Genomic DNA, 20545 nt, shown 5'->3' with positions numbered 1-20545 from the left:
AGCGCGGCTGCGGGATGAGATATCGCAGGTGTCCATGCCCTGGAGGGATCGCAACAGCATTCTGGCTCGGCGCGCGCTGCTGGGCATTTAATCAGCCCTAGAGGGTTTCCGCCTACTTAAGCGTTCCGTTATTTCCCCTGCTCGCTTGGTGAGTGGAGTGTTAAGACGAGCGGCACTGAGAGCACTGCGTCGGCGTTGTGAATATTGCTGGACTGATGTCACCCCGGGACCTTGTTGGCGGTCGTCGCGTTGTTCACTTTTCGATCCCAGCAGGGCTGCGACAGCAGGCAGGCGCTGTGTCTGCCATGCTCAGACGTGTCCGTTGCGATCCCACCAGGGTTGATGACGGGCGCCCCCACGGACCGAGGGAAATTGCGGAGGCGATGGGGATGTTACGACCCCTCCAGGGGTGATGACGGCCTCGGTCGAGTCCGAGGCAGGTGCACTGGGTAGCTCGTTGCGACCCCTCCAGGGCTGAGACGACGGGCCGCCCGGGCGAGCCGCCCCAGTGGCCGCTGACGTTGCGACTCCTCCAGGGGTGATGACGACAGGAGCAACCCCAAATGATCGTCTCGTACACCCACGCGTTGCGACCCCTCCAGGGGTGATGACGACCTGACGAGGAGGTACAGCAGCTGCCAGCCGGGCTCGTGTTGCGACCCCTCCAGAGGTGATGACGACCACCACCATCGAGCAGGCCCGCGACTGGCTGCACGGGTTGCGACCCCTCCAGGGGTGATGACGACCACTGCAGGGTGGGGCGCGCTCGCGCTGGGCACATTGTTGCGACCCCTCCAGGGGTGATGACGACGGGCCGCCGCCTGCGTGACACCATTTTCGGGCTGATGTTGCGACCCCTCCAGGGGTGATGACGACGGTCCGCCGTCGCCCCGGTGTCGTTCCACGCCTGCAGTTGCGACCCCTCCAGGGGTGATGACGACCGCATGCGGCGTCGTAACAGGTCCCACATCTCATCGTGTTGCGACCCCTCCAGGGGTGATGACGACCGGTATCCGTCGGTGACGGCGTCGTGGCCGTTCGGGTGTTGCGACCCCTCCAGGGGTGATGACGACAGTGACCGCCCTCGTACCGCACCAGCCGGACGCCGCGTTGCGACCCCTCCAGGGGTGATGACGACGCCGGGCTCTGGATCGCGATCAGCCATGGGTTCATGTTGCGACTCCTCCAGGGGTGATGACGACGGGGGACGGGGCGCGGCCCCGGGGATGGCCGCCGACGTTGCGACCCCTCCAGGGGTGATGACGACGATGCACACCGCCCAGCAGTTCCGCATGATGATCCGGTTGCGACCCCTCCAGGGGTGATGACGACCTGCGGCGGGGATCCGGAACATCACCGACTGCACGGGTTGCGACCCCTCCAGGGGTGATGACGACGAGGTCGAGTCCGCCGCGCCGCCGCTGTCCATCATGTTGCGACCCCTCCAGGGGTGATGACGACACCACCCCAGCCGCCACCACCCCCGGCCGGGGCCTGGTTGCGACCCCTCCAGGGGTGATGACGACGTGGGCGGAGCGCGAGCACGCCTCGTGCCGTCAGAGTTGCGACCCCTCCAGGGGTGATGACGACTCGGGAACAGACCGGGCCTACTGGCGAAGGCTTCCGGTTGCGACCCCTCCAGGGGTGATGACGACACCCTGGCCGTCCCACGTGCCGGACCCGTGTCCGTGTTGCGACCCCTCCAGGGGTGATGACGACCGCGACACCCGCGCCGTCCTGGTCCAAGTCACCCCGTTGCGACCCCTCCAGGGGTGATGACGACCGGACGCAACGCATCTTGCACGCCTCATCGCAATGTTGCGACCCCTCCAGGGGTGATGACGACGCCGGCGGGAGCCCAGCGGCGGGGGTCCGCGGTGCTGTTGCGACCCCTCCAGGGGTGATGACGACCCCCGGCCCCGACGACGAGGAGAGCACACCGTTCATGTTGCGACCCCTCCAGGGGTGATGACGACAGCTTGGTGGCGGCCCATACGCGGGCGGCTTCGGCCTGTTGCGACCCCTCCAGGGGTGATGACGACCCGGTGAAGGGGGCGAACCAGTAGGTGGTCCATCCCTGTTGCGACCCCTCCAGGGGTGATGACGACTGCTCGCGCTGCTCGCGTGCTCGGCGGTGTTCTCCACGTTGCGACCCCTCCAGGGGTGATGACGACCCGTGACCATGGGTGCCCTGTTCTGGGAGGGCATCAACGCGTTGCGACCCCTCCAGGGGTGATGACGACGACCTCGAGCGCCTGGAGAAGCCGCGGAAGAGCCTGTTGCGACCCCTCCAGGGGTGATGACGACCCGAGGGTAAAGCCACAGGTCGGACACGTCTTCCTGCGGCGTTCCCAGGCGGATTTTGCAGCGACCCGGCAGTAGTGCATCAGAGCAGGTCAGAGCGTTATGACGTGTGAGCACTACACGCCGTGCGGGGTTGTTGTCAGTGGTGCCCGCTAGTTTGCGGGTTCGGTTCCACTGGCGGCAACACGTCGGTGGAGTTTGACGAGTGCGATATATAGCACTGATGAAGACGTTTCAAGATACTTTGTAAGTTTTCGCACCTTACCTCCCTTTGCTCGGCTAGGGTCCTTTCCTGTCCGGGCTGGTCGCTGTGTCAGCAGAGCGGCAGGGTCGTTGGCGGAGTCGTTGGGGGTGTGATGCGGATCAGGGTGGACGTCGAGCCGGATCGGCCGAGTCTGCGGTGGGAGGAGGTGCATGGGCCAGCGCGGGGGGTGATGTATGAGTTGCTCGGCAGCCACGATGCCGCGATGGCTCAGTCGCTGCATGACGAAGGGTGGAGGGGCAAGTCGCTGAAGCCATTGGGGATGACCAGCCCTCAGTTCAAGGGCGCGCCGAGGAAGAACGGTGTGTACACGACCTCGAATGATGGGTCGGTGTGGCTGGGGTCGCCCATTCCGGAGATCGCGGCGGCTTTGGTGGCGTCGTTGGCGTCCCGGACTGAGATCGTGTGGGGCGCGGCGCGTCTGAAGGTACGTGGCTTCAACGTCGACGTCAGCGGTCAGTTCTCGGGCGGCCCGGTGGAGTTGAGCACGGCCACACCGGTGGTGGTCAAGCACGAGAGCCGCTACCTCCTGCCGGGGGATGATCATTACCTCGAACGGCTTCAGCACAATCTGGCTCATAAGGCGGACGTCCTGGGGCTCCCGGCGCCGCATGGTCTGCGGGTGCTCGAGGCTGGACCGCGGAGGCGGTTCACCGTGCGGGGAGCGCCTCGTATCGGTGCGCAGGTGCGGGTGGCGATGGAGGCGGATGCTCGCTACGTGGATGCGTTGCGCTCCTGGGGTCTGGGGCTGGATACCGTGCAGGGCTTCGGGTGGATCCGGTGAGTGTGTCCGGCAGCGTCGTACCGGCCACGGTGCCGCTGGCGGCAACGAGTCATCCTTTGCAGCGTGCCGGGGCACGGGCGGTGGCTGTACTGGCCGAGCGGACGACGCCCGGGGAAGTGACCGAGACCGATCTCGACACGGTGGCCTCCCGCCTGGTGGACGATGTGAGTGCCGCGGCCGTGGCCGCGAAGGACGCACCGGCCTATGACTGGTGGAAAGTGCTGTTCGCTCTCTATCCGAACTCCAAGGCGACGCACAGCAAACGGCCTCGCGATCGTGCCGTACTCAAAGTGGCCGTCGCGGAGATGTTCACCGCTGACGACATGCACGCACCCACCCGCCCGTGCACCTTCTGTGGGACTCCCGCATCGGCGGTATGGGCGAAGTCGATGCTGCCGATGTTCGATACGAACAAGGCGCTGAACACGTTGCCGCCCGGGGTCGCGGGCTGGCCTGTGTGCCGGGGGTGCCGTATCGCGGCGTGGACCCTTCCCTACGGCGCTTGGGTCACGGCGGGGTCGGCGACCGTTCTGTCCTGCGAGGAGGAGGGGGCCGAGCGATCCTTCGTGGCACGCAATGTCCGGCGGGCTCAGCAGATCATGCACCTTGGGCTCAGCGGCCTGCACGCCGGCGCTCGCGCCGAACTTGTCGCCGTCCGAGCCATGCGATCCCTGCGCGCGGGGCTGCCGGCCGCCTCCACTTTGTGGAGTTTCAAGAACGACAACCAGGAGCCGTGGCTGCGGGTATCGCGGACGCGCCGTGCCGTACCCGCTTTCCTGGCCACCGTCGAGGGCAATGCCGAGCTGCGGAGGGGCTGGCGGCTGCTGGAGGTGGCCCTCACCCGGCACGAGAAGAGCGGAGAGCTGGTGACCAGTGGTCCGGCCGAGGCGGCCCGGCTGCTGTTCGAGGCCGAGGACGGCCGGAGCCGTTCACTGCTGTCGCAGCTGCACTACGTCTTGGCCGAGCCCGAGCGGTGCTGGAGCACACGGAACCGAGCGGCCCTGACCCGGCTCGCCTTCATCTACGCCGAGGAGGTTCTCGGGATGAACCCGGACCTGAAGCCTGTGGCGACCGTAGTCGCCGACTGGATCGAACACGGCAGCGGCAGCCCCCGGGGCCGGCTGGCCGAGTACCGGAATGTCGCGCTGAGCGACTACAAGCTCGGCACCCTGCTGATGCAGGCACATTTCCGCCTGACGCTCGACGGCCGTCCTGCGGCGGCGGGCCCGGAGGACTGGAGGCCGCTGATCCAGCAGCGCCCCCGCGCCTGGGAACAGCGCATGCTGCTGGCTGCCACCGTGCTCCAGATCCTTCAGGAGCGTGGCGTGGCCGTCAGTGACACACGGGCCGAGGCGGCGGATGAGGAAGCCCGGACCGAGCAGCTGCTGGAGCGGCCCCTGCTCGGCCTCGACGAAGACGACGAGATGGGAGCGGTCTGAATGGCTTACCTGGCAGGAAAGATGGTGCTCGCGATCGAGGCGGGAGCACCGAACAACGGCAAGGGCGAGGACACCAAGGCCAGGGTGAAGTTCGCCCGCATCCGCGGCCGCCACTACCCCTACATCTCCGCGCAGGCCGTACGGCGCTGGACACGGGACGGCATGGTCGAACTGGGCGCAGTGCCCTCGCCGGTTACCCGGGTCGGCAAGGCACAGAACAAGGCGCAGAAGGCGAACACCGAGGCGGACCCGGTCAGGTATGCCGACGACGACCTGTTCGGCTACATGCGGGCCGGGGCCAAGAAGGATGACGCGGCCACCACACTGCGTGACAGCCCATTCATGCTGGGCACGCTGATGTCGGTTGAACCGTCGTATCCGACGGAGGACTTCGGCGTCATGTCACGCGGCGTCACGGAGCCGGTTCTGCACGGGCACGAGTTCTACACCGCCGACCTAGCCGCCCCCTTCCTGCTGGACATTCCGAGGATCGGTACGTTCACACTTCCCGACGCGAACGGTGTGGGCAGGCCGAACTACCTCACCCAGGAGCAGGCTCTCGCTGTGGCCGATGCCGCCGCGGCCGGGGCGAGCAGTGTCCGCTTCCGGGATCAGCCTGCCGTTCGGCTACCTGTCGAAGAGCGCCGGAACCGGGCCGCGCTGTTGCTGGAGGCACTGGCACATCTCAGCGGTGGAGCCAAGCAGGCTCTCCACTACGGAGACCGGGTGCCTGCCCTGGTGGTGATGGTGCCGTTCAAGGGCGGTATCAATCCGCTCGCCCACTGCATCGATGGCCAGGAGGGCACCGGTTTGCGGGTGCGTGGCGAGGTGTTGCGCGCCGAGCTGAAGGCGTGGAAGGGAGAGTGGGAAGCACCGGTCCGCATCGGCTGGCGTCCCGGGTTCCGGGATGACCTGCGCGAGGACTTTGAGAAGGAATGCGCTCAGGAGCTGACGGACGGAACAATCGTCATCGACCATCCTCGTACGATCCTGCGCGGCTTGGCCACTGAGCTGCGTGAGGGCCGGCTGGATGGCTGGTTCGACGATCCCGCCCGGTGATGCCCGTGCAGCGTGATCCACAGACGGCCTGGCGGGCGGAATTCTGGGCCCCCGTCGCCTCCTTCCGTGATCCTCTCTTTCCCGGTCTCAGCCACGGTCTGCCCCTGCCGCCGCCCTCGACCGTACGGGGACTGCTGGCGGCGGCGACCGGCGCACCAGCGGAATCTCTTGCCCTGGGGATGGCGGCTTGGTCCGAAGGCGGTGGCGTGGACGCGGAGACCTACCACCCCATCTCCGCCGACGGTTCCAATCCGGCTGTCTCCGGCCGTGTGCGCGCGGTCAAGGGCGGCATGACGATCCGTGACCGGCCCTTCCTCGCGGACGTCCATCTGACGGTGTGGCTGCCCGGCGGCGACGGGGACCGCATCGCCCAGGCGCTGCGCCGTCCGGTGTGGCCTCTGCGCCTGGGACGGTCCCAGGATGTCGTGCACCCCCTGGTCTTGCGGCGTACCGCGCTGCACCCGGCCGACGAGGCGATCGTGGATCATGCCCTGGCGCCGATGGGCGGCCATTGCGTGCCTGCGGCCACGGTGCACCGTATGGCGGCCAGCGTGTCCCTCGACCGCCTTCGGACCTCGTGGGCGGATTACCTGTGGTGCGACACCGCCACCGGCCCGTACCCGGTCCGGGACGCCTATCAGGACGATGAAGGGCAGGCCGTGTGGCTCCTGACCCCCTGACCCCGGGAAGCCGTCGGCGCTGGCTGACGGAGGTCCGCGCGAAATCCACACCCGTGGACGATCCCGAACGCCTGACCACCCACTCCCGCACCGTTCACGACGTGGTCGGCCAGATCGAAGCACGCGTCGCGGCAGCCGGGATCCTGGCCACCGAGTCCGCCTTCTGGTCCCGTGTCCGCACTGCGGCCCTGCTGCACGACACGGGCAAGGTCGCAGAAGGCTTCCAGCAACAGCTCCAGCCCGGTGGGGAACTGTGGGGCCAGCGGCACGAGGTGCTCTCCCTGGCCTACGTTCACCTCCTCGCCACGGCAGCAGGCTGGAGTGATGAGGACCGGCTGATGATCGCCACACTGGTCGCGACCCATCACCGGGCGCTGCACTCCTCGTCCTCGGGCGCCGGGGGCAAGCCGCCCCTGGCGCAGACGTATAACGCTCGTACCCGGTGGGACGAGGCGTTCACTCACACCCCGCTGCCCGGAGGTGTGCAGGTCCAGGTGACCCGCGGGCTGCATCAGGAACTGGTCGCCTGGCTCGCCGGGTTCCTCAAGGTCGACCCCCCGTTCGCCACCCCGGGCGAGGCCACGTTGGCCGACCGGGCCAGAGCACTGCTGGAACACGTGCTGGCTGCCTGGCAGCTTCCCGTCAAGGAGCACCAGGGACTGCTCGCCGTCCTCGCGCAGGGCGCGCTCACCCTCGCCGACCACGTCGGCTCGGCCCACGAGCGCCTCCAGACCCACATGCCCCTGTCCGCCGACTACCTCGACCGGTTCCCGCACACCCCCTATCCGCACCAGCGGCAGGCCGCCGCGGTCGACGGGCATCTGATCCTCATCGCTCCGACCGGAAGCGGCAAGACGGAAGCCGGGCTGGCCTGGGCGGCCCGGCAGCTCACCACGATGCCCGGCCTGCCCCGCCTGGTCTGGACCCTGCCGTATCGCGCATCCCTCAACGCGGCGCGCGAACGCTTCCGACACAGCCTCGCTCCGGCTCCAGGAGACCAGCAGGCCGACATCGGTCTGCTGCACGGCACGATCGCGCACACCCTCCTCACCCAGGCACTCGAAGACGACTGCGCGGCCGCCCACGGCGCGGGCCGTCGCGAGCCGACCGTCGACCAGGCCCGCCGCGCGCGGGCCCGTGCCGGTGCGATGCGGCTGTTCGCCCAGCGGCTACGCGTGGCGACCCCGCACCAGCTCCTGCGCGGCGCCATCGCGGGCCCCGCGTACTCCTCCGTCCTGCTGGAGCAGACCAACTCCCTCTTCGTTCTGGACGAACTGCACGCTTATGAGCCCGAGACCTTCGGCCGCCTCTGCGCCGCCATGGGGCTCTGGGAGCGGCTCGGCAGCCGTATCGCCGTGCTGTCCGCCACGCTCGCACCGCCGATGACCACGCTGATCGACGAGAGCGTGACCCAGCGCGTGGCCTGCCACCGCGCGCCCCAGGGCACCAGCCCGGCACGCCACCGCCTCATCGTGGACGAGAATCCGCTGGCCGATCCCGAGAGCCTGGAGCGGCTGCGTACCTGGCTGCGGCAGGGCCACAGCGTCCTGGCCGTGGCGAACACCGTGACCACCGCCCAGGGACTGTTCGACGAACTCGCTGACGAGGCCCGCGCCGCCGCCCCTGCAGACCCTCATGCGGCGCTCCTGCTGCACTCCCGGTTCAAGAACCGTGACCGCGCCGCGATCGAGAAGAACCTCCTGACCCGGCACCCCGAACGCCGCACCGGCGACCCGGCGGGACGCGGTGGGCTTACGGTCGCCACACAGACGGTCGAGGTGTCCCTGCAACTGGACTTCGACCGGGGAGCGGTGGAACTGGCCCCCGTCGAGGCCGTCGCCCAGCGCGCCGGCCGCGTCAATCGCCGCGGCCGGCATCCAGGCGGCCCGGTGGAGTTCCGCGTGCACCACACGCCCGGGCCACGGCCCTACGATGCCGGCGCCGTGGAGGCCGCGTGGCAGGCGCTGACCACCCTCATCGAAGAGGGGGCCGACACCCTGAGCGAGCAGGACATCGATCGCCTGCTCGCCCTCGCCTACGAAACCAAGTGGGGCAAGGAATGGACCGAGGCGGCCCGCCGCGCCCGCGACGCCTTCGCCTCCGAGTTCCTAACCTTCACCGACCCCTTCCACGACCGCAGCGAGTTCGCCCAGACGCTCAGCGAACAGTTCAACAGCGTCGAGGTCCTGCACCGCTACGATGCCGAGGAATACGCGCAGCTGACCGCCGGAGGCAGGAGCGAGCATTTCCTCCTCGCGGCCGGGCTGCTCATCCCTCTCCGATACAGCCAGCTCCCCACCTACCACGGGCAGTACGACCGCCGCCTGGGCGTGCATGTGATCGACGGCGAGTACGACGAGACCACCGGGCTCAAGCCCCCGCAGGAACCGGAGACCATCCTGTGACCGGCCCCGCCCACGATCCGGCCGACGACCCCGCGCCCCTCGGTGGCGTCCACATCAAATACTTCCACCACTGCCCCCGTCAGCTGTGGCTCTACAGCCGCGGCTACCGGCCCGAGCAGCGCAGCGACCTCGTCGCTTTCGGCGAGGTCATCGACGACACCACCTTCACCCGGCGCCGCGACATCGACCTCGGCGAAGCGAAGATCGACTGGGTGACCACCGGTGCCATCGTCCACGAGACCAAGTCCTCCCGCGCACCGGCACCCGCCCACGCCGCCCAGGTACGGCACTACTGCCTCCTCCTGGAACGCCGGGGCATCACCGTACGCGGCGGCACCGTCCACTACCCCCTCATCCGCCGCACCACCGACGTCCCCTGGGACGCCACCGCCCGCGCCCAGGCCGAGGATTCCGAAGCCCAGGCCCGCGCCACCATCGCAGCCACCGAACCACCAGCCCGCCTCAAGCGCGCCCACTGCCGCGGCTGCTCCTACCTCGACTACTGCTGGGGAGACTGATGCCCGCTGTCGGCCGCACCTACTGGCTGACCGAACCGTGCCGCATCCGCCGCGAGGACAACAGCGTCCGCATCGAGCGCCCCGACGGCAGCCCGGTCCGCATTCCCATCACCGACATCCGCGATCTGGTCACCTTCGACCACGTCGACATCAACACCTCAGCCCTCTCCCTCCTGAGCCGGAACGGCGTGACCCTCCACGTCCTGGACCACTACGGCAACCACGCCGGACACTTCAGCCCCTCGGAATCCATGTCCTCCGCCAGCGTCGTCCGACGCCAGGTAGAGATCACCGCCGACCCGGACCAACGCCTGGCAGTGGGCCGCTCCCTCGTGCTCGCCACCGCCGAAAACCTGCGCTGGGCCCTGGACACCGACCTCCTCGACCCCGCACTGCTCTCCCTGCGCACCGCCCTGCCCGACTGCAAGGACAGCGACGAGATCATGGGGCAGGAAGGGAACTTCCGCCGCACCGGCTGGACAGTCCTCGATACCCAGCTCCCTGCCTGGCTCCGCCTCGACGGCCGCACCCGCCGGCCACCCACGAACGCGGGCAACGCCTTCATCAGCTACCTCAACACCCTCATCTACGCCCGCGTCCTCACCGCCCTGCGCACCACCCCCCTGCACCCGGCCATCGGCTTCCTCCACTCCGACACCGACCGCCGCCGCAACACCCTCGCCCTCGACCTGGCCGAACCCTTCAAGCCTCTCTTCGCCGAACGACTCCTCAAGCGCGCCGCCAGCCAGAAGAAGCTGAAGCCGACCGACTTCGAGACCGACGTGGCCAGGGCCTCCCTGAGCAAAGACGGCCGCAAGAAAGTCGCCGCCCTCGTGAAGGAAGAACTGGCAACGACCGTCTACCACCGCACACTCAAGCGCAAAGTCAGCTACGAGGAACTCATCCACCTCGAAGCCCTCAAGATCGTCCGCCTGTGCCTCGAAGACAAGCCGTACAAGCCCTTCCACCCCTGGTGGTGATCAGCATCTTCGTGATCCTCGTCTACGACACCGCCGTCGAACGCAACCCCAAGGTGCTCAAGACCTGCCGCAAGTACCTCCACTGGACGCAACGCAGCGTCTTCCAGGGCGAACTCTCCACTGCCCAGTACCGCGCGCTCATGGCCACTTTGAACACCACCATCGATCCGGAGTACGACAGCATCGTGACCTACACGGCCAGGTCCCCGGACATGGTCGAGTCCAGTACCCTCGGAGTCGCCCTGGGCGGCCCCGGCGACATCCTGTGAACCGCTCTGACCTGCACAGATGCACTACCGCCGGATCGCTGCAAAAAGAGGCTCGCGATGCGACGGTTTCGCTTTCTGACCTGCGACTTTACCGTCGGGTGCTCATCAACCCTGGAGGGCTGGCAACAACGGCGTCATCGGCTGATCGGCAGGGACACCCTCGTGCTCATCAACCCTGGAGGGCTGGCAACGGCGTGACCAGCCCGGCCTGCCATACGCGGCCGCCGGTGCTCATCAACCCTGGAGGGCTGGCAACGCGGACCCTGCCACCGGGTCTCTGAACCCCGCCACCGTGCTCATCAACCCTGGAGGGCTGGCAACGCCCAGCGCTGCACCTTGTCCGGCCGGGCGTCCGGGTGCTCATCAACCCTGGAGGGCTGGCAACGTGAGCACGCCGAGGGCACGGGCCAGGCCCTCACCGGTGCTCATCAACCCTGGAGGGCTGGCAACCCGACGTGCCGGGGCTGGACCTGCCGACCGCGGTGGACGTGTGCTCATCAACCCTGGAGGGCTGGCAACAGGTCAACGAGATGAGCACCAACCCGCTCCAGGGCGGGTGCTCATCAACCCTGGAGGGCTGGCAACTGGATGAGCGGGGTGGAGCGGCCGCCCGGCTCCATGGTGCTCATCAACCCTGGAGGGCTGGCAACCCGGTCCGGCCGACTGGTGGACCGCGGTTCAGGCCCTCGAGTGCTCATCAACCCTGGAGGGCTGGCAACATCGCCAGGGGGCGCCGGAAGCACGCCGACGCCACCCGTGCTCATCAACCCTGGAGGGCTGGCAACGCGAACATGCGGACGAGGTCGTCGACCTGGCCCGGGTGCTCATCAACCCTGGAGGGCTGGCAACAGGACCAGGAGCACGACGAGCTAGCCGCCGCGCGAGCCGGTGCTCATCAACCCTGGAGGGCTGGCAACCCGGCCTCCTTCTCCTTCTTCCGGAGCGCCTCCTCAGTGCTCATCAACCCTGGAGGGCTGGCAACAGCGCCACAGGATCTGTGCGGCGATGGGCTGCCCGCGTGCTCATCAACCCTGGAGGGCTGGCAACTTGAGGAAGGCGGTGGCGGCGTCGGATCCGTCACCGGGTGCTCATCAACCCTGGAGGGCTGGCAACCCCCGACCGACGCCGACGACGTAGCCCGGCGTGCCGGTGCTCATCAACCCTGGAGGGCTGGCAACGGAGTCGGTCTGCTCCCGCGCCCACACCAATGGGAGGACGTGCTCATCAACCCTGGAGGGCTGGCAACGTCATCACCAGGCAGGCGAAACGGCCGGTGGAGCGGGTGCTCATCAACCCTGGAGGGCTGGCAACCCGCCTACACCACCGGCATCTACCACGGGCGACCCGAGTGCTCATCAACCCTGGAGGGCTGGCAACGCCAGTTCCGCGGTCGGGGAGACCGCCGAGCAGCCCGGGTGCTCATCAACCCTGGAGGGCTGGCAACGTCAGGCCGGGGACGCGCGGCCGGTCGCGCTTGCGGTGCTCATCAACCCTGAGGGGCTGGCAACCAGAACACGACGATGGCCGGGGCCTCGGGGGTGGGGGTGCTCATCAACCCTGGAGGGCTGGCAACGTCAGGCCGGGGACGTCTCCGCGCAGCCGTGCGGCCAGTGCTCATCAACCCTGGAGGGCTGGCAACGCAGGGGCGCGCGGTTCTCCAATGCCCTGATGTCGGTGCTCATCAACCCTGGAGGGCTGGCAACTAGGCCCCGCGGGACGGCCTGTGCGCGTAACGCTGCGTGCTCATCAACCCTGGAGGGCTGGCAACACCACGGCGGCGTACCCGATGGTCTTCACGGCATCGGGTGCTCATCAGCCCTGGAGGGCTGGCAACATGAACCCGGTGGTGCCGGCGACCAGCCAGCCGGCGCGTCCTCATCAGCCCTGGAGGGCTGGCAACGCGGCCCGGTACCGGACGCAGGCACGCAATGCGCGGGATCCTCACAGCCCTGGAGGGATGGCAACCCGAGCAGCGGCACCAGTTCCTCGGCATCGACCCCGGTCCTCATCATCCCTGAAGGGATGGCAACGGCACATAGCGGTGGGGTCATCCTCATCAGCCCTGGAGGGCTCGCAACATGTATTACACGCCACAGCCCATTGCCGAGGCGATGGGTCCGCATCAGCCTTGGAGGGCTCGCAACATCTGCCAGCGGCCGATACGGATCGGCATGTGGTCGTCCTCATCAGCCCTGGAGGGGTCACAACAGGAGGGAACCACCCCGCTCTAGCCCGACCTCTGCGGGTCCTCATCAGCTCTGGAGGGCTTGCAACGAGTGGTAGACGGTGTTGCCCGCCGAGTCCGGATACGGTCCTCATCAGCCCTGGAGGGCTCGCAACATGACCTTGTGGTCGTACTCCGTCAGCAGGTCGAGCCGTCCTCATCAGCCCTGGAGGGGTCGCAACGCAGCGTGGACCGCGACGTGGGCAACGAGGACATCGGGCCGCCATCACCCCTGGAGGGGTCGCAACAGGCGATCGAGCGGGTCTCGGCGGCGATCTGCCGGGCCGTCATCACCCTTGGAGGGGTCGCAACGGGATCTGCATCAGCATGCCCGGCCAGAGCTCGGGCCGTCATCACCCCTGGAGGGGTCGCAACCGGAGGCTGGCCGCACGGCCGGTGCGGTCGGCCGGGCCGTCATCACCCCTGGAGGGCTCGCAACGGGAACACGGCCCGCAGGTAGCCGCGGATCTCTTCGGTCCTCATCAGCCCTGGAGGGCTGGCAACATGTCGACGACGCCGTACGCTCCGCGGCCGACGGGCGTCCTCATCAGCCCTGAAGGGCTGGCAACCGCACCGAGCCCAGCATCCGCAGCACGAGTACGGCCGCTTGTCCTCATCAGCCCTGGAGGGCTCGCAACACGGTGACGACGTCCGCGCCGGACGAACAGGCCCCCGTCCTCATCAGCCCTGGAGGGTTGGCAACCCGGTGAGGACGTCACGGGAGGCACACCGGGGTAGCGTCCCGCCGCATCCTCCCGCCGCGGCGGGGCCTCGTCGCGAGCATCGCCGTTCTCCACAAGTAGCCCGGCTAGTTCCGGATAGCGCGCTGCCACCAGTGTTCCGAGCGCTGCCGGTGCCAACGCTGCCAGATCCCCTCTCTGGGCGGATCAAGGTCGGGAATGACCTTCCGGCCCGACATGCTGTGCACAGTGCGGCCCTGCGGTCAGCGGCACCGCGCAGCTCCACCAGACCCGGGACGGATTCACTCTTTGGGCTGGCTTTCCTGTTGCTGTCGGGTCCGGGTGCGGACGTCTGGGCAGGCTCGTGGTCGTGGCCGGTGATCGTGATGCGGTGGGCCGGGGCGGTCCGGGCGACGGTGTGAGTGGCGCCGGTCGCCGTCGGGATGTGCGTTTCGAGTTCCGTATCGACACGGTTCAGGGCTCGGCGGCGGAGTCGAGATCGCCGACATCCTGGAGCGCCTGATGATGATTCGCGCTGAGGAAGCTGGCGAGGTGGGTGCCGACGGCTTCGACGACCAGTTCGTCGACCTGCTGGACTCAACCATGGCCAACTCCTCACCGGGCGCCAACTCTGGCTCGGCAGCAGGCGGCCGCTTTTCGCGACGTGGTGAGCTGGGTCGCGCAGCAGCGAGAGCAGAGTCGCGCTTCCGAATCGACCCCACATGACGAGGACGAGCCGGTAGGCCAGGAGCCAGACCCAGGTCATCCACGCGAGGGCTAGGCTCTGGCCTCTTCTGACCTTCGCGCTGTGTGGTGGGTCGCCAACTGCTTGCTGCAGTTACCGCCTATGGCTCGAACCTGCGGCACTGAGGACCGAAGCCGACGCTCCCCGTCCAACCTTGTTGACCTGAGGAGACGCGGTACGAAGACAGACTGTGCCGCTGGGCCGGTCTGTGCGTGGTTGCCTGCGCCTTGGAGCCGCAGGTAGCCCCACGGGTAGTCGTATACGGTCTCTGACCTGTGGCAACGCAGGGTGTAGCAGTGCACCCCAGGCAGGGCGCTACACAGAAGGATGGGTGCTCTCAACTGCGGAATTTCGTCGGCAGGTTGGTGATCAAGGGGAGCTTTGAGCCTACGGCGCAGCATGGGGTGCGCTGATGGCTGGCGAGAGGTCGGCACATGCGAGCGGCCGTACGAGAGCTTCCTTCGAACGGGCGGTCACTCTCCGTGCGGTAACGCTGATCATGGCCGCAGTGGTGGGGCTGACGTTCTTGTTCGGCTTCGGCAATGTGTGGACTTTGGCCCTGCGGTTGGGCGCGCCGCCCTGGGTGGCGCCCTTGGTGGTCCCAGCGGTGGATCTTTCTGTGTTGGGGTTGCTGCTGGGCACGCGGTATCTCGCGCTGCAGGGTGCGAGTCGGGAGCAGCTCCGGCCAGCGCGTCGGTTGTTGGTCTTCTCCAGTCTTATGACCTTGGCATTGAACGTGACGGATCCGCTGCTGGCCGGTCAGAACGGCAAAGCTGCTTTCGACGCGGTTGGACCGTTGCTGTTGATCGGTTGGGCAGAAGTGGGTCCAGGGCTTCTGCAAGCCATCAGTGGCGTCGGAGGCGAGTCGTCACCTCAGGCGGAGGCCCAGGAGCGCTCCGTAGAACACGCTGCGGAGATAATCGAGCCGGGGAAGGGCAACGTCGACCAACCGCATGCCCGGGACGAAGATGATCAGCAACGTCAGCTCAGGTTTGACGGGGACGACCCGACCTGCTTGAGCGCGCGCTGGCGGAAGACGCGTGGCATTGGAAGGCGTATCAACGGCCGATCTCGGCTGAGACGCTACGGAAGCGACTGCATGTTGGTGCGGCCAGGTCTCGCATGCTGGTCGCTGCTGTGCGTTCGACAAGGACCTATCATATGGCGGCTGAGTCATCATCTGTAGAGGTTGGCCGTTCAATCACTCAGCCCCGCCATCAGGTTGACGGTGCGGACGCGGAAAGCCTGGCAGATGAGTGATCCGGGTTCCTCAGGTTTGCGGTTTCATGACGGTCTCAGTGCTCTGTCACTCGCCGCCATCCAAATAATCACGCAATATATGTGAACGTGAGGGATGGCGCAGCTTCCTCATCGTTATAGTCTCAATTTGCCGTATGCGTTCGCGTGTTACCCCGTAGACTTTGCCGATTTCTTCGAGAGTTTTGGGATGGTCCCCGTAAAGGCCGTAGCGCAGAGAGATGATCCCGGCCTCGCGGGGAGTCATATTCGCAAGAACGGCTCGAATGGTTTGCTGGAGGAAGACGGCTGTGACCACGTTGAAGGGAGCGGGTGATTCGCTGTCCACGATGAGGTCACCGAAAGCGGTGTTACCCTCATCGGAATATATGGCATCAAGGGAGATGGGCTCCTTGTTGTAAGAGCCAATTTCTTCCAGACGCTCCACCGTGACGCCTGCCTTTTCAGCCAGCGTCGTCGGTTCGGGATCAGCTCCAGTTTCGATAATTAGTTCCCGACGAACCCGTTCCACGCGGTTCATCACCTCCACGGCGTGCGCCGGAACGCGAATGGTGCGGCTCTGGTCGGCCAGGGCCCGGGTGACCGACTGTTTGATCCACCACGTGGCGTAGGTAGAGAACTTGAATCCCTTGGCGTAGTCGAACTTTTCCACTGCTCTGATCAGCCCGATATTGCCTTCCTGGATCAAGTCCAGGAACTGCAATCCACGTCCGGTGAAACGCTTGGCAATGGAGACCACCAGGCGCATATTGGCCTCGGTGAGGCGGTTCTTCGCACGGTGGCCGTCCAGGGCCAATACGGTCAGCTCCTGGCGGTAATACGGGTCTGGGCAGAGGTCTTCGGCACGGAGATGTTCGGCGTACAGCCCTGCCGATGCGCTTGCTCAGATCCACCTCTTGTTCGGCGGTCAGCAGCTGGATCTTGCCGATCATTCTCAGGTAGTCCTTCACTGGGTCGATCGAGGCGCCGGCGGAGGCGAGCCGGGGGGCGGGGGCGTCGGTCTCGTCGTCGGTGAGCAGCACTTCTTCCGCGTCCTGCACAGTGATGGCGTTCACTTCGGCTCCAGCAGAGCTTGCAAGTAGCGTCCGGTGTGTGACTGAGGGTGGGACGCCAGCTGTTCCGGGGTGCCTTCGGCGATGACCTCACCGCCTCGGTGGCCGCCTTCCGGCCCCATGTCTATCAACCAGTCGGCTATCTTGATCACATCGAGGTTGTGCTCGATGACGACGACGGTGTTGCCGCCGTTGACCAGGCGTTGGAGCGCGATGAGTAGCCGCTCGACGTCGGCGATGTGGAGACCGGTGGTGGGTTCATCCAGGATGTACAGGGTGCGACCGCGGGTTCGACGCTGCAGTTCGGCGGCGAGCTTGACGCGCTGAGCCTCGCCGCCGGACAGGGTGGTAGCAGGCTGGCCGAGCTTGACGTACCCGAGTCCGACGTCGTCAAGGGTGCGCAGGTGGCGAGAGATGATCTGATGACCGTCGAAAAAGTCCAAGCTGTCCGCCACGGTCATGGCCAGCACATCGGCGATGGACTTGCCTTTGTAGTGGACTTCGAGGGTTTCCCGGTTGTACTGGGCGCCCTTGCATACTTCGCAGGGGACGTACACGTCCGGGAGGAAATTCATCTCCACCTTGATGGTGCCGTCGCCGTAGCAGTGTTCGCACCGGCCGCCCTTGACGTTGAAGGAGAACCGGCCGGGCTGGTAGCCGCGTACTTTCGCCTCCGGGGTCTGGGCGAAGAGTTTGCGCAGGTGGTCGAAGACGCCGGTGTAGGTGGCCGGGTTGGAACGGGGGCTGCGGCCGATCGGCGCTTGGTCGACCTGAACCACTTTGTCGATGTGATCGAGGCCGGTGATGGCGCGGTGCCGGCCTGGCGCTTGGTGCGCGCGGTGGAGCTGCTGGGCCAGGGCGCGGTGTACAGGATGTCGTTGACCAGGGTCGATTTGCCCGAACCGGAGACGCCGGTGACTGCGGTGAACACCCCGAGAGGGAATGACACGGTCACGCCTTGCAGGTTGTGTTCGGTCGCCTGATGCACGGTGAGGGCGCGGTCTTGCGTGCGCGGTCTGCGCTGCTCGGGCAGGACGATGGCACGGCGGGCGGAAAGGTAGGCGCCGGTGATGGATTCCGGGTTGTCCTCCAAGACCTCCACGGGACCCGAGCAGACGATCCGCCCGCCGTATGTGCCGGCGCCGGGGCCGATGTCCACCACCCAGTCGGCGGCCCACAAAGTCTCCTCGACGACGATCACCGTGTTGCCGCGGTCACGCAGCCGCTTCAGCCTGTGGATGAGTCGCTGGTTGTCGCGCTGGTGCAGGCCGATGGAGGGCTCGTCCAGCACGTACAGCACACCGGTCAACCCGGACCCGATCTGGGTCGCCAGCCGAATGCGCTGCGCTTCTCCGCCGGATAGGGATGCGGCGGGCCGGTCGAGGGAGAGGTAGTCCAGCCCGACGTCGAGCAGGAATCGCAACCGCTCTGCGATCTGCGCGAGCACGGCCTCGGCGATCCGCCGCTCGCTATCAGTCAAACTCAGCGCCTGCGCCTGCAGTACCGCGGCGAGGTCGTCGAGCGGCAGCGCGGACGCCTGGGCGATATTGCGGCCGCCGACTGTGACCGCCAGGACAGCAGGGGTGAGCCGGGCTCCCCCGCAGGCAGGGCACGGCGCCTCGCGCATGTAGCCGGTGAACCGGCTTCGGGCGGTGTCGGGCTCGGCGTCCTCTGCATAGCGGCGCTCGATGTAGGGGATCACCCCCTCGAAGCGGGCTGCGTGTGAGCGGTCCCGGCCGTAGCGATTCCGGCCGGAACCCTCACTACTCATCATCCCCTGGTGGTCCGGCTGTTCCTCGGTAGCCGGACGACAGGCTGGTGCCCCCAAGTGGCGCAAGGTGGTGTACGTCAGTCCCGATCTGGGCGCGGTGGACCGGGCGTGTACGTTCCACGGGTTTGATAGCCTGCTCATCCGCTTGGTCACACGACCAGGGATGGCTTGGCGCCCTGAGACGCTGGTCCGAGGCTCGAAACCTCCGGCTTCATGTAGACGATGAAACCGGAGGGTTTCACTATGTCCTTTGCCGCGCCTGAGCCACGTCGTTGGTGGTCCTTGGCGGTCATCTCGATGACTCAGCTCGTCATCGTCCTCGATGCCACGATCGTCAATGTCGCCCTTCCGGAAGTGCAGCGCGAACTCGGGTTGACGGACTCGCAGCGGCAGTGGGTGATCACCGCCTACGTTCTGGCTTTCGGCTCCCTTCTGCTCTTGGGCGGCCGCGTCGCTGACTCATGGGGTCGGAAGCGGAGCTACCTGGTCGGCATCATCGGCTTCGGCGCAGCGTCGGCTTGGGACGGGCTGGCCAACAGCGGCACCGAGCTCATCACCGCGCGAGGCATCCAGGGTGCCTTCGCTGCCCTGCTGGCGCCCGCCGCCCTCTCGATGCTCACCGTGATCTTCCCGTCCGGAAAGGAACGAGGAACGGCGTTCGCGGTCTTCGGAATCGTGGCCGGTTCCGGAGCGACTGTCGGGCTCGCACTCGGCGGCATCCTGACCGAGTTCGCCGGCTGGCGCTGGTGCCTGCTGGTCAACCTGATCTTCACCGTGCTGGGTGTCGTCGGCGCGGCAATGTTCTTGAAGGAGTCGAAGACGAGTTCGGCGACTGGCCACGATCTGTGGGGCGGCGTCAGTGTCACACTCGGATTCGGCAGCCTGGTCTACGGCCTGACACTGGCCGAAGAGGGCTGGACCTCGAGCACCACGGTTGTCTTCCTTGCCCTTGGACTTGGCCTCCTCGCACTGTTCGTCGTCATCGAAGCCAAGACCGCCAGCCCCATCCTTCCCCTTCGGATCCTGCGCGACCGAACCCGTGCCGGAGCGTTCTTCGTCCAGGCAGTCGTGGGAGCCGTGTACATCGGTTCCACGCTCTTCCAGGCGTACCACCTGCAGATCATCCTTCAGCTCTCTCCTCTTGTTGCGGGCTTCGCGACGTTGCCCATGGCGGTGTCGACGATGGCCATGGCGGTGTCGACGATGGCCATGGCTGCCGTCTCTACGAAACTCTTCCAGCGCTTTGGCGGCAGGTACGTCATGACCGCGGGACTCGTCGTGGCCGCGGCAGGCATGCTCTACCTTGCCCAGCTCACACTCGACGGCTCCTACTGGGCGCAGGTCTTCCCGGGCCTGTTGCTCGTCGGGATCGGCCTCTCCGGGGTTGTCGTCCCGGTTCAGAATGTCGCCCTCACCGGAGTCGGCTGGAACGACGCCGGGGCAGCGTCGGCCGTCGTCAACTCCCTGATGCAGATTGGCGGATCCATCGGCCTGGCGCTCTTCACCGCTCTCTTCATCGATGCAAGTGGAGGACAGAACACCTACGAAGCAACTGGAGTGGAAGGCTACGCCGCCGTGTACATCGGTGCTGCCGCCGCCCTGCTGGCCGGCGCCGCCGTCGCCGCAGCCCTCATCCGCACGCCCGTCACGTCCGCGCCGAACACCTCGGAACAGGAGACGCACCACGTACCCGTGGGGTGACCCGGAGGTCGGACCACACAGGTGCACGCCTCCCGCCTTCACCGCGTCATCTGGAGCGCCCTCAGACATCTGCGAACAGCGCTTTTGATCCCCTGCCCTGTTTGCGGGGTGATCCAGGCGAGCGTCTGGTACCTACCTCATCGACGCGGACAATGGTGGTTGGCCTCGCGACAGTGACCGCTCCGGGCGGCAGGCTGCCACCCGGAGCGGTGATACAGACTGCCCCTGGCGCGCCTCCGCGCCGGGGGCAGTCTGCATCCCGAGTACTCGGGACCCGCCTGGCCCGGGAAGACGCCTTCGAGACGTGACCGGGACTACTTCTCTTCAGCACCGTCTTCGGGCGCGGTCGGGCCACGGAAGGGGCGAAGGCCCCGGTCGGGGCCGCTGGCAGTGATGGTGAACAGGTAGCGGCCCA

Annotated in this window: 10 protein-coding genes, 1 pseudogene and 2 CRISPR repeat arrays; of the genes and pseudogenes, 9 read left to right on the top strand and 2 right to left on the bottom strand. The window is 67.0% G+C overall.

Translation table 11 applies throughout. The annotated features are described in order from the left end of the window. Positions 1-519: 519 nt before the first annotated feature. A CRISPR array of direct repeats spans positions 520-2307; the repeat unit is 29 nt; unit sequence GTTGCGACCCCTCCAGGGGTGATGACGAC. A 464-nt stretch (positions 2308-2771) separates the two neighbouring features. From cas6 to cas2, 8 genes are all read left to right on the top strand, one after another. Beyond that, a complete protein-coding gene (cas6, locus tag ACK1X7_RS37335) occupies positions 2772-3350 on the top strand; it encodes a CRISPR-associated endoribonuclease Cas6 (protein WP_413116288.1) in 579 nt (192 codons plus the stop codon). 179 nt (positions 3351-3529) lie between these two features. Then, complete coding sequence (locus ACK1X7_RS37330; protein WP_413116287.1) at positions 3530-4789, top strand: hypothetical protein; 1260 nt, start codon at positions 3530-3532, stop codon at positions 4787-4789. A 21-nt stretch (positions 4790-4810) separates the two neighbouring features. Continuing rightward, on the top strand, positions 4811-5848 hold the full coding sequence (gene cas7i / locus ACK1X7_RS37325) for a type I-B CRISPR-associated protein Cas7/Cst2/DevR (protein ID WP_413116286.1): 1038 nt from the start codon (positions 4811-4813) through the stop codon (positions 5846-5848). Further along, positions 5848-6528, top strand: coding sequence for a CRISPR-associated protein Cas5 (gene cas5 / locus ACK1X7_RS37320; protein WP_413116285.1), 681 nt, complete (start codon positions 5848-5850; stop codon positions 6526-6528). The genes cas7i and cas5 overlap by 1 nt, the downstream gene beginning before the upstream one ends. Then, positions 6510-8933 (top strand): CRISPR-associated helicase Cas3', encoded by a 2424-nt coding sequence (gene cas3 / locus ACK1X7_RS37315; RefSeq protein ID WP_413116284.1) that lies wholly within the window; start codon positions 6510-6512, stop codon positions 8931-8933. Before cas5 ends, cas3 begins: the two co-directional genes overlap by 19 nt. Then, positions 8930-9451, top strand: a complete 522-nt coding sequence (locus ACK1X7_RS37310; protein WP_413116283.1) for a CRISPR-associated protein Cas4 — start codon at positions 8930-8932, stop codon at positions 9449-9451. The genes cas3 and ACK1X7_RS37310 overlap by 4 nt, the downstream gene beginning before the upstream one ends. Continuing rightward, positions 9451-10431, top strand: a complete 981-nt coding sequence (gene cas1b / locus ACK1X7_RS37305) for a type I-B CRISPR-associated endonuclease Cas1b (RefSeq protein WP_413116282.1) — start codon at positions 9451-9453, stop codon at positions 10429-10431. The genes ACK1X7_RS37310 and cas1b overlap by 1 nt, the downstream gene beginning before the upstream one ends. Next, positions 10428-10700, top strand: coding sequence for a CRISPR-associated endonuclease Cas2 (cas2, locus tag ACK1X7_RS37300; protein ID WP_413116281.1), 273 nt, complete (start codon positions 10428-10430; stop codon positions 10698-10700). The genes cas1b and cas2 overlap by 4 nt, the downstream gene beginning before the upstream one ends. 98 nt (positions 10701-10798) lie before the next feature. Beyond that, positions 10799-12600: a CRISPR direct-repeat array (repeat unit 29 nt; unit sequence GTGCTCATCAACCCTGGAGGGCTGGCAAC). A 3055-nt stretch (positions 12601-15655) separates the two neighbouring features. Here the strand turns inward: cas2 and ACK1X7_RS37295 are convergent. Then, on the bottom strand, positions 15656-16402 hold the full coding sequence (locus ACK1X7_RS37295) for a sigma-70 family RNA polymerase sigma factor (RefSeq protein ID WP_413116280.1): 747 nt from the start codon (positions 16400-16402) through the stop codon (positions 15656-15658). 255 nt (positions 16403-16657) lie between these two features. After that, positions 16658-18408: pseudogene (gene uvrA / locus ACK1X7_RS37290) on the bottom strand (excinuclease ABC subunit UvrA); the annotation flags it as partial. A gap of 318 nt (positions 18409-18726) precedes the next feature. Here uvrA and ACK1X7_RS37285 point away from each other — a divergent pair. After that, a complete protein-coding gene (locus ACK1X7_RS37285; RefSeq protein WP_413116279.1) occupies positions 18727-20130 on the top strand; it encodes an MFS transporter in 1404 nt (467 codons plus the stop codon). Positions 20131-20545 lie beyond the last annotated feature (415 nt).

It is taken from the genome of Streptomyces sp. CY-1 (assembly GCF_047218265.1).
GTDB lineage: Bacteria > Actinomycetota > Actinomycetes > Streptomycetales > Streptomycetaceae > Streptomyces > Streptomyces niphimycinicus.
Note: the sequence above shows the minus strand (reverse complement) of the source record. Positions and strands in the feature narration are given on the sequence as shown.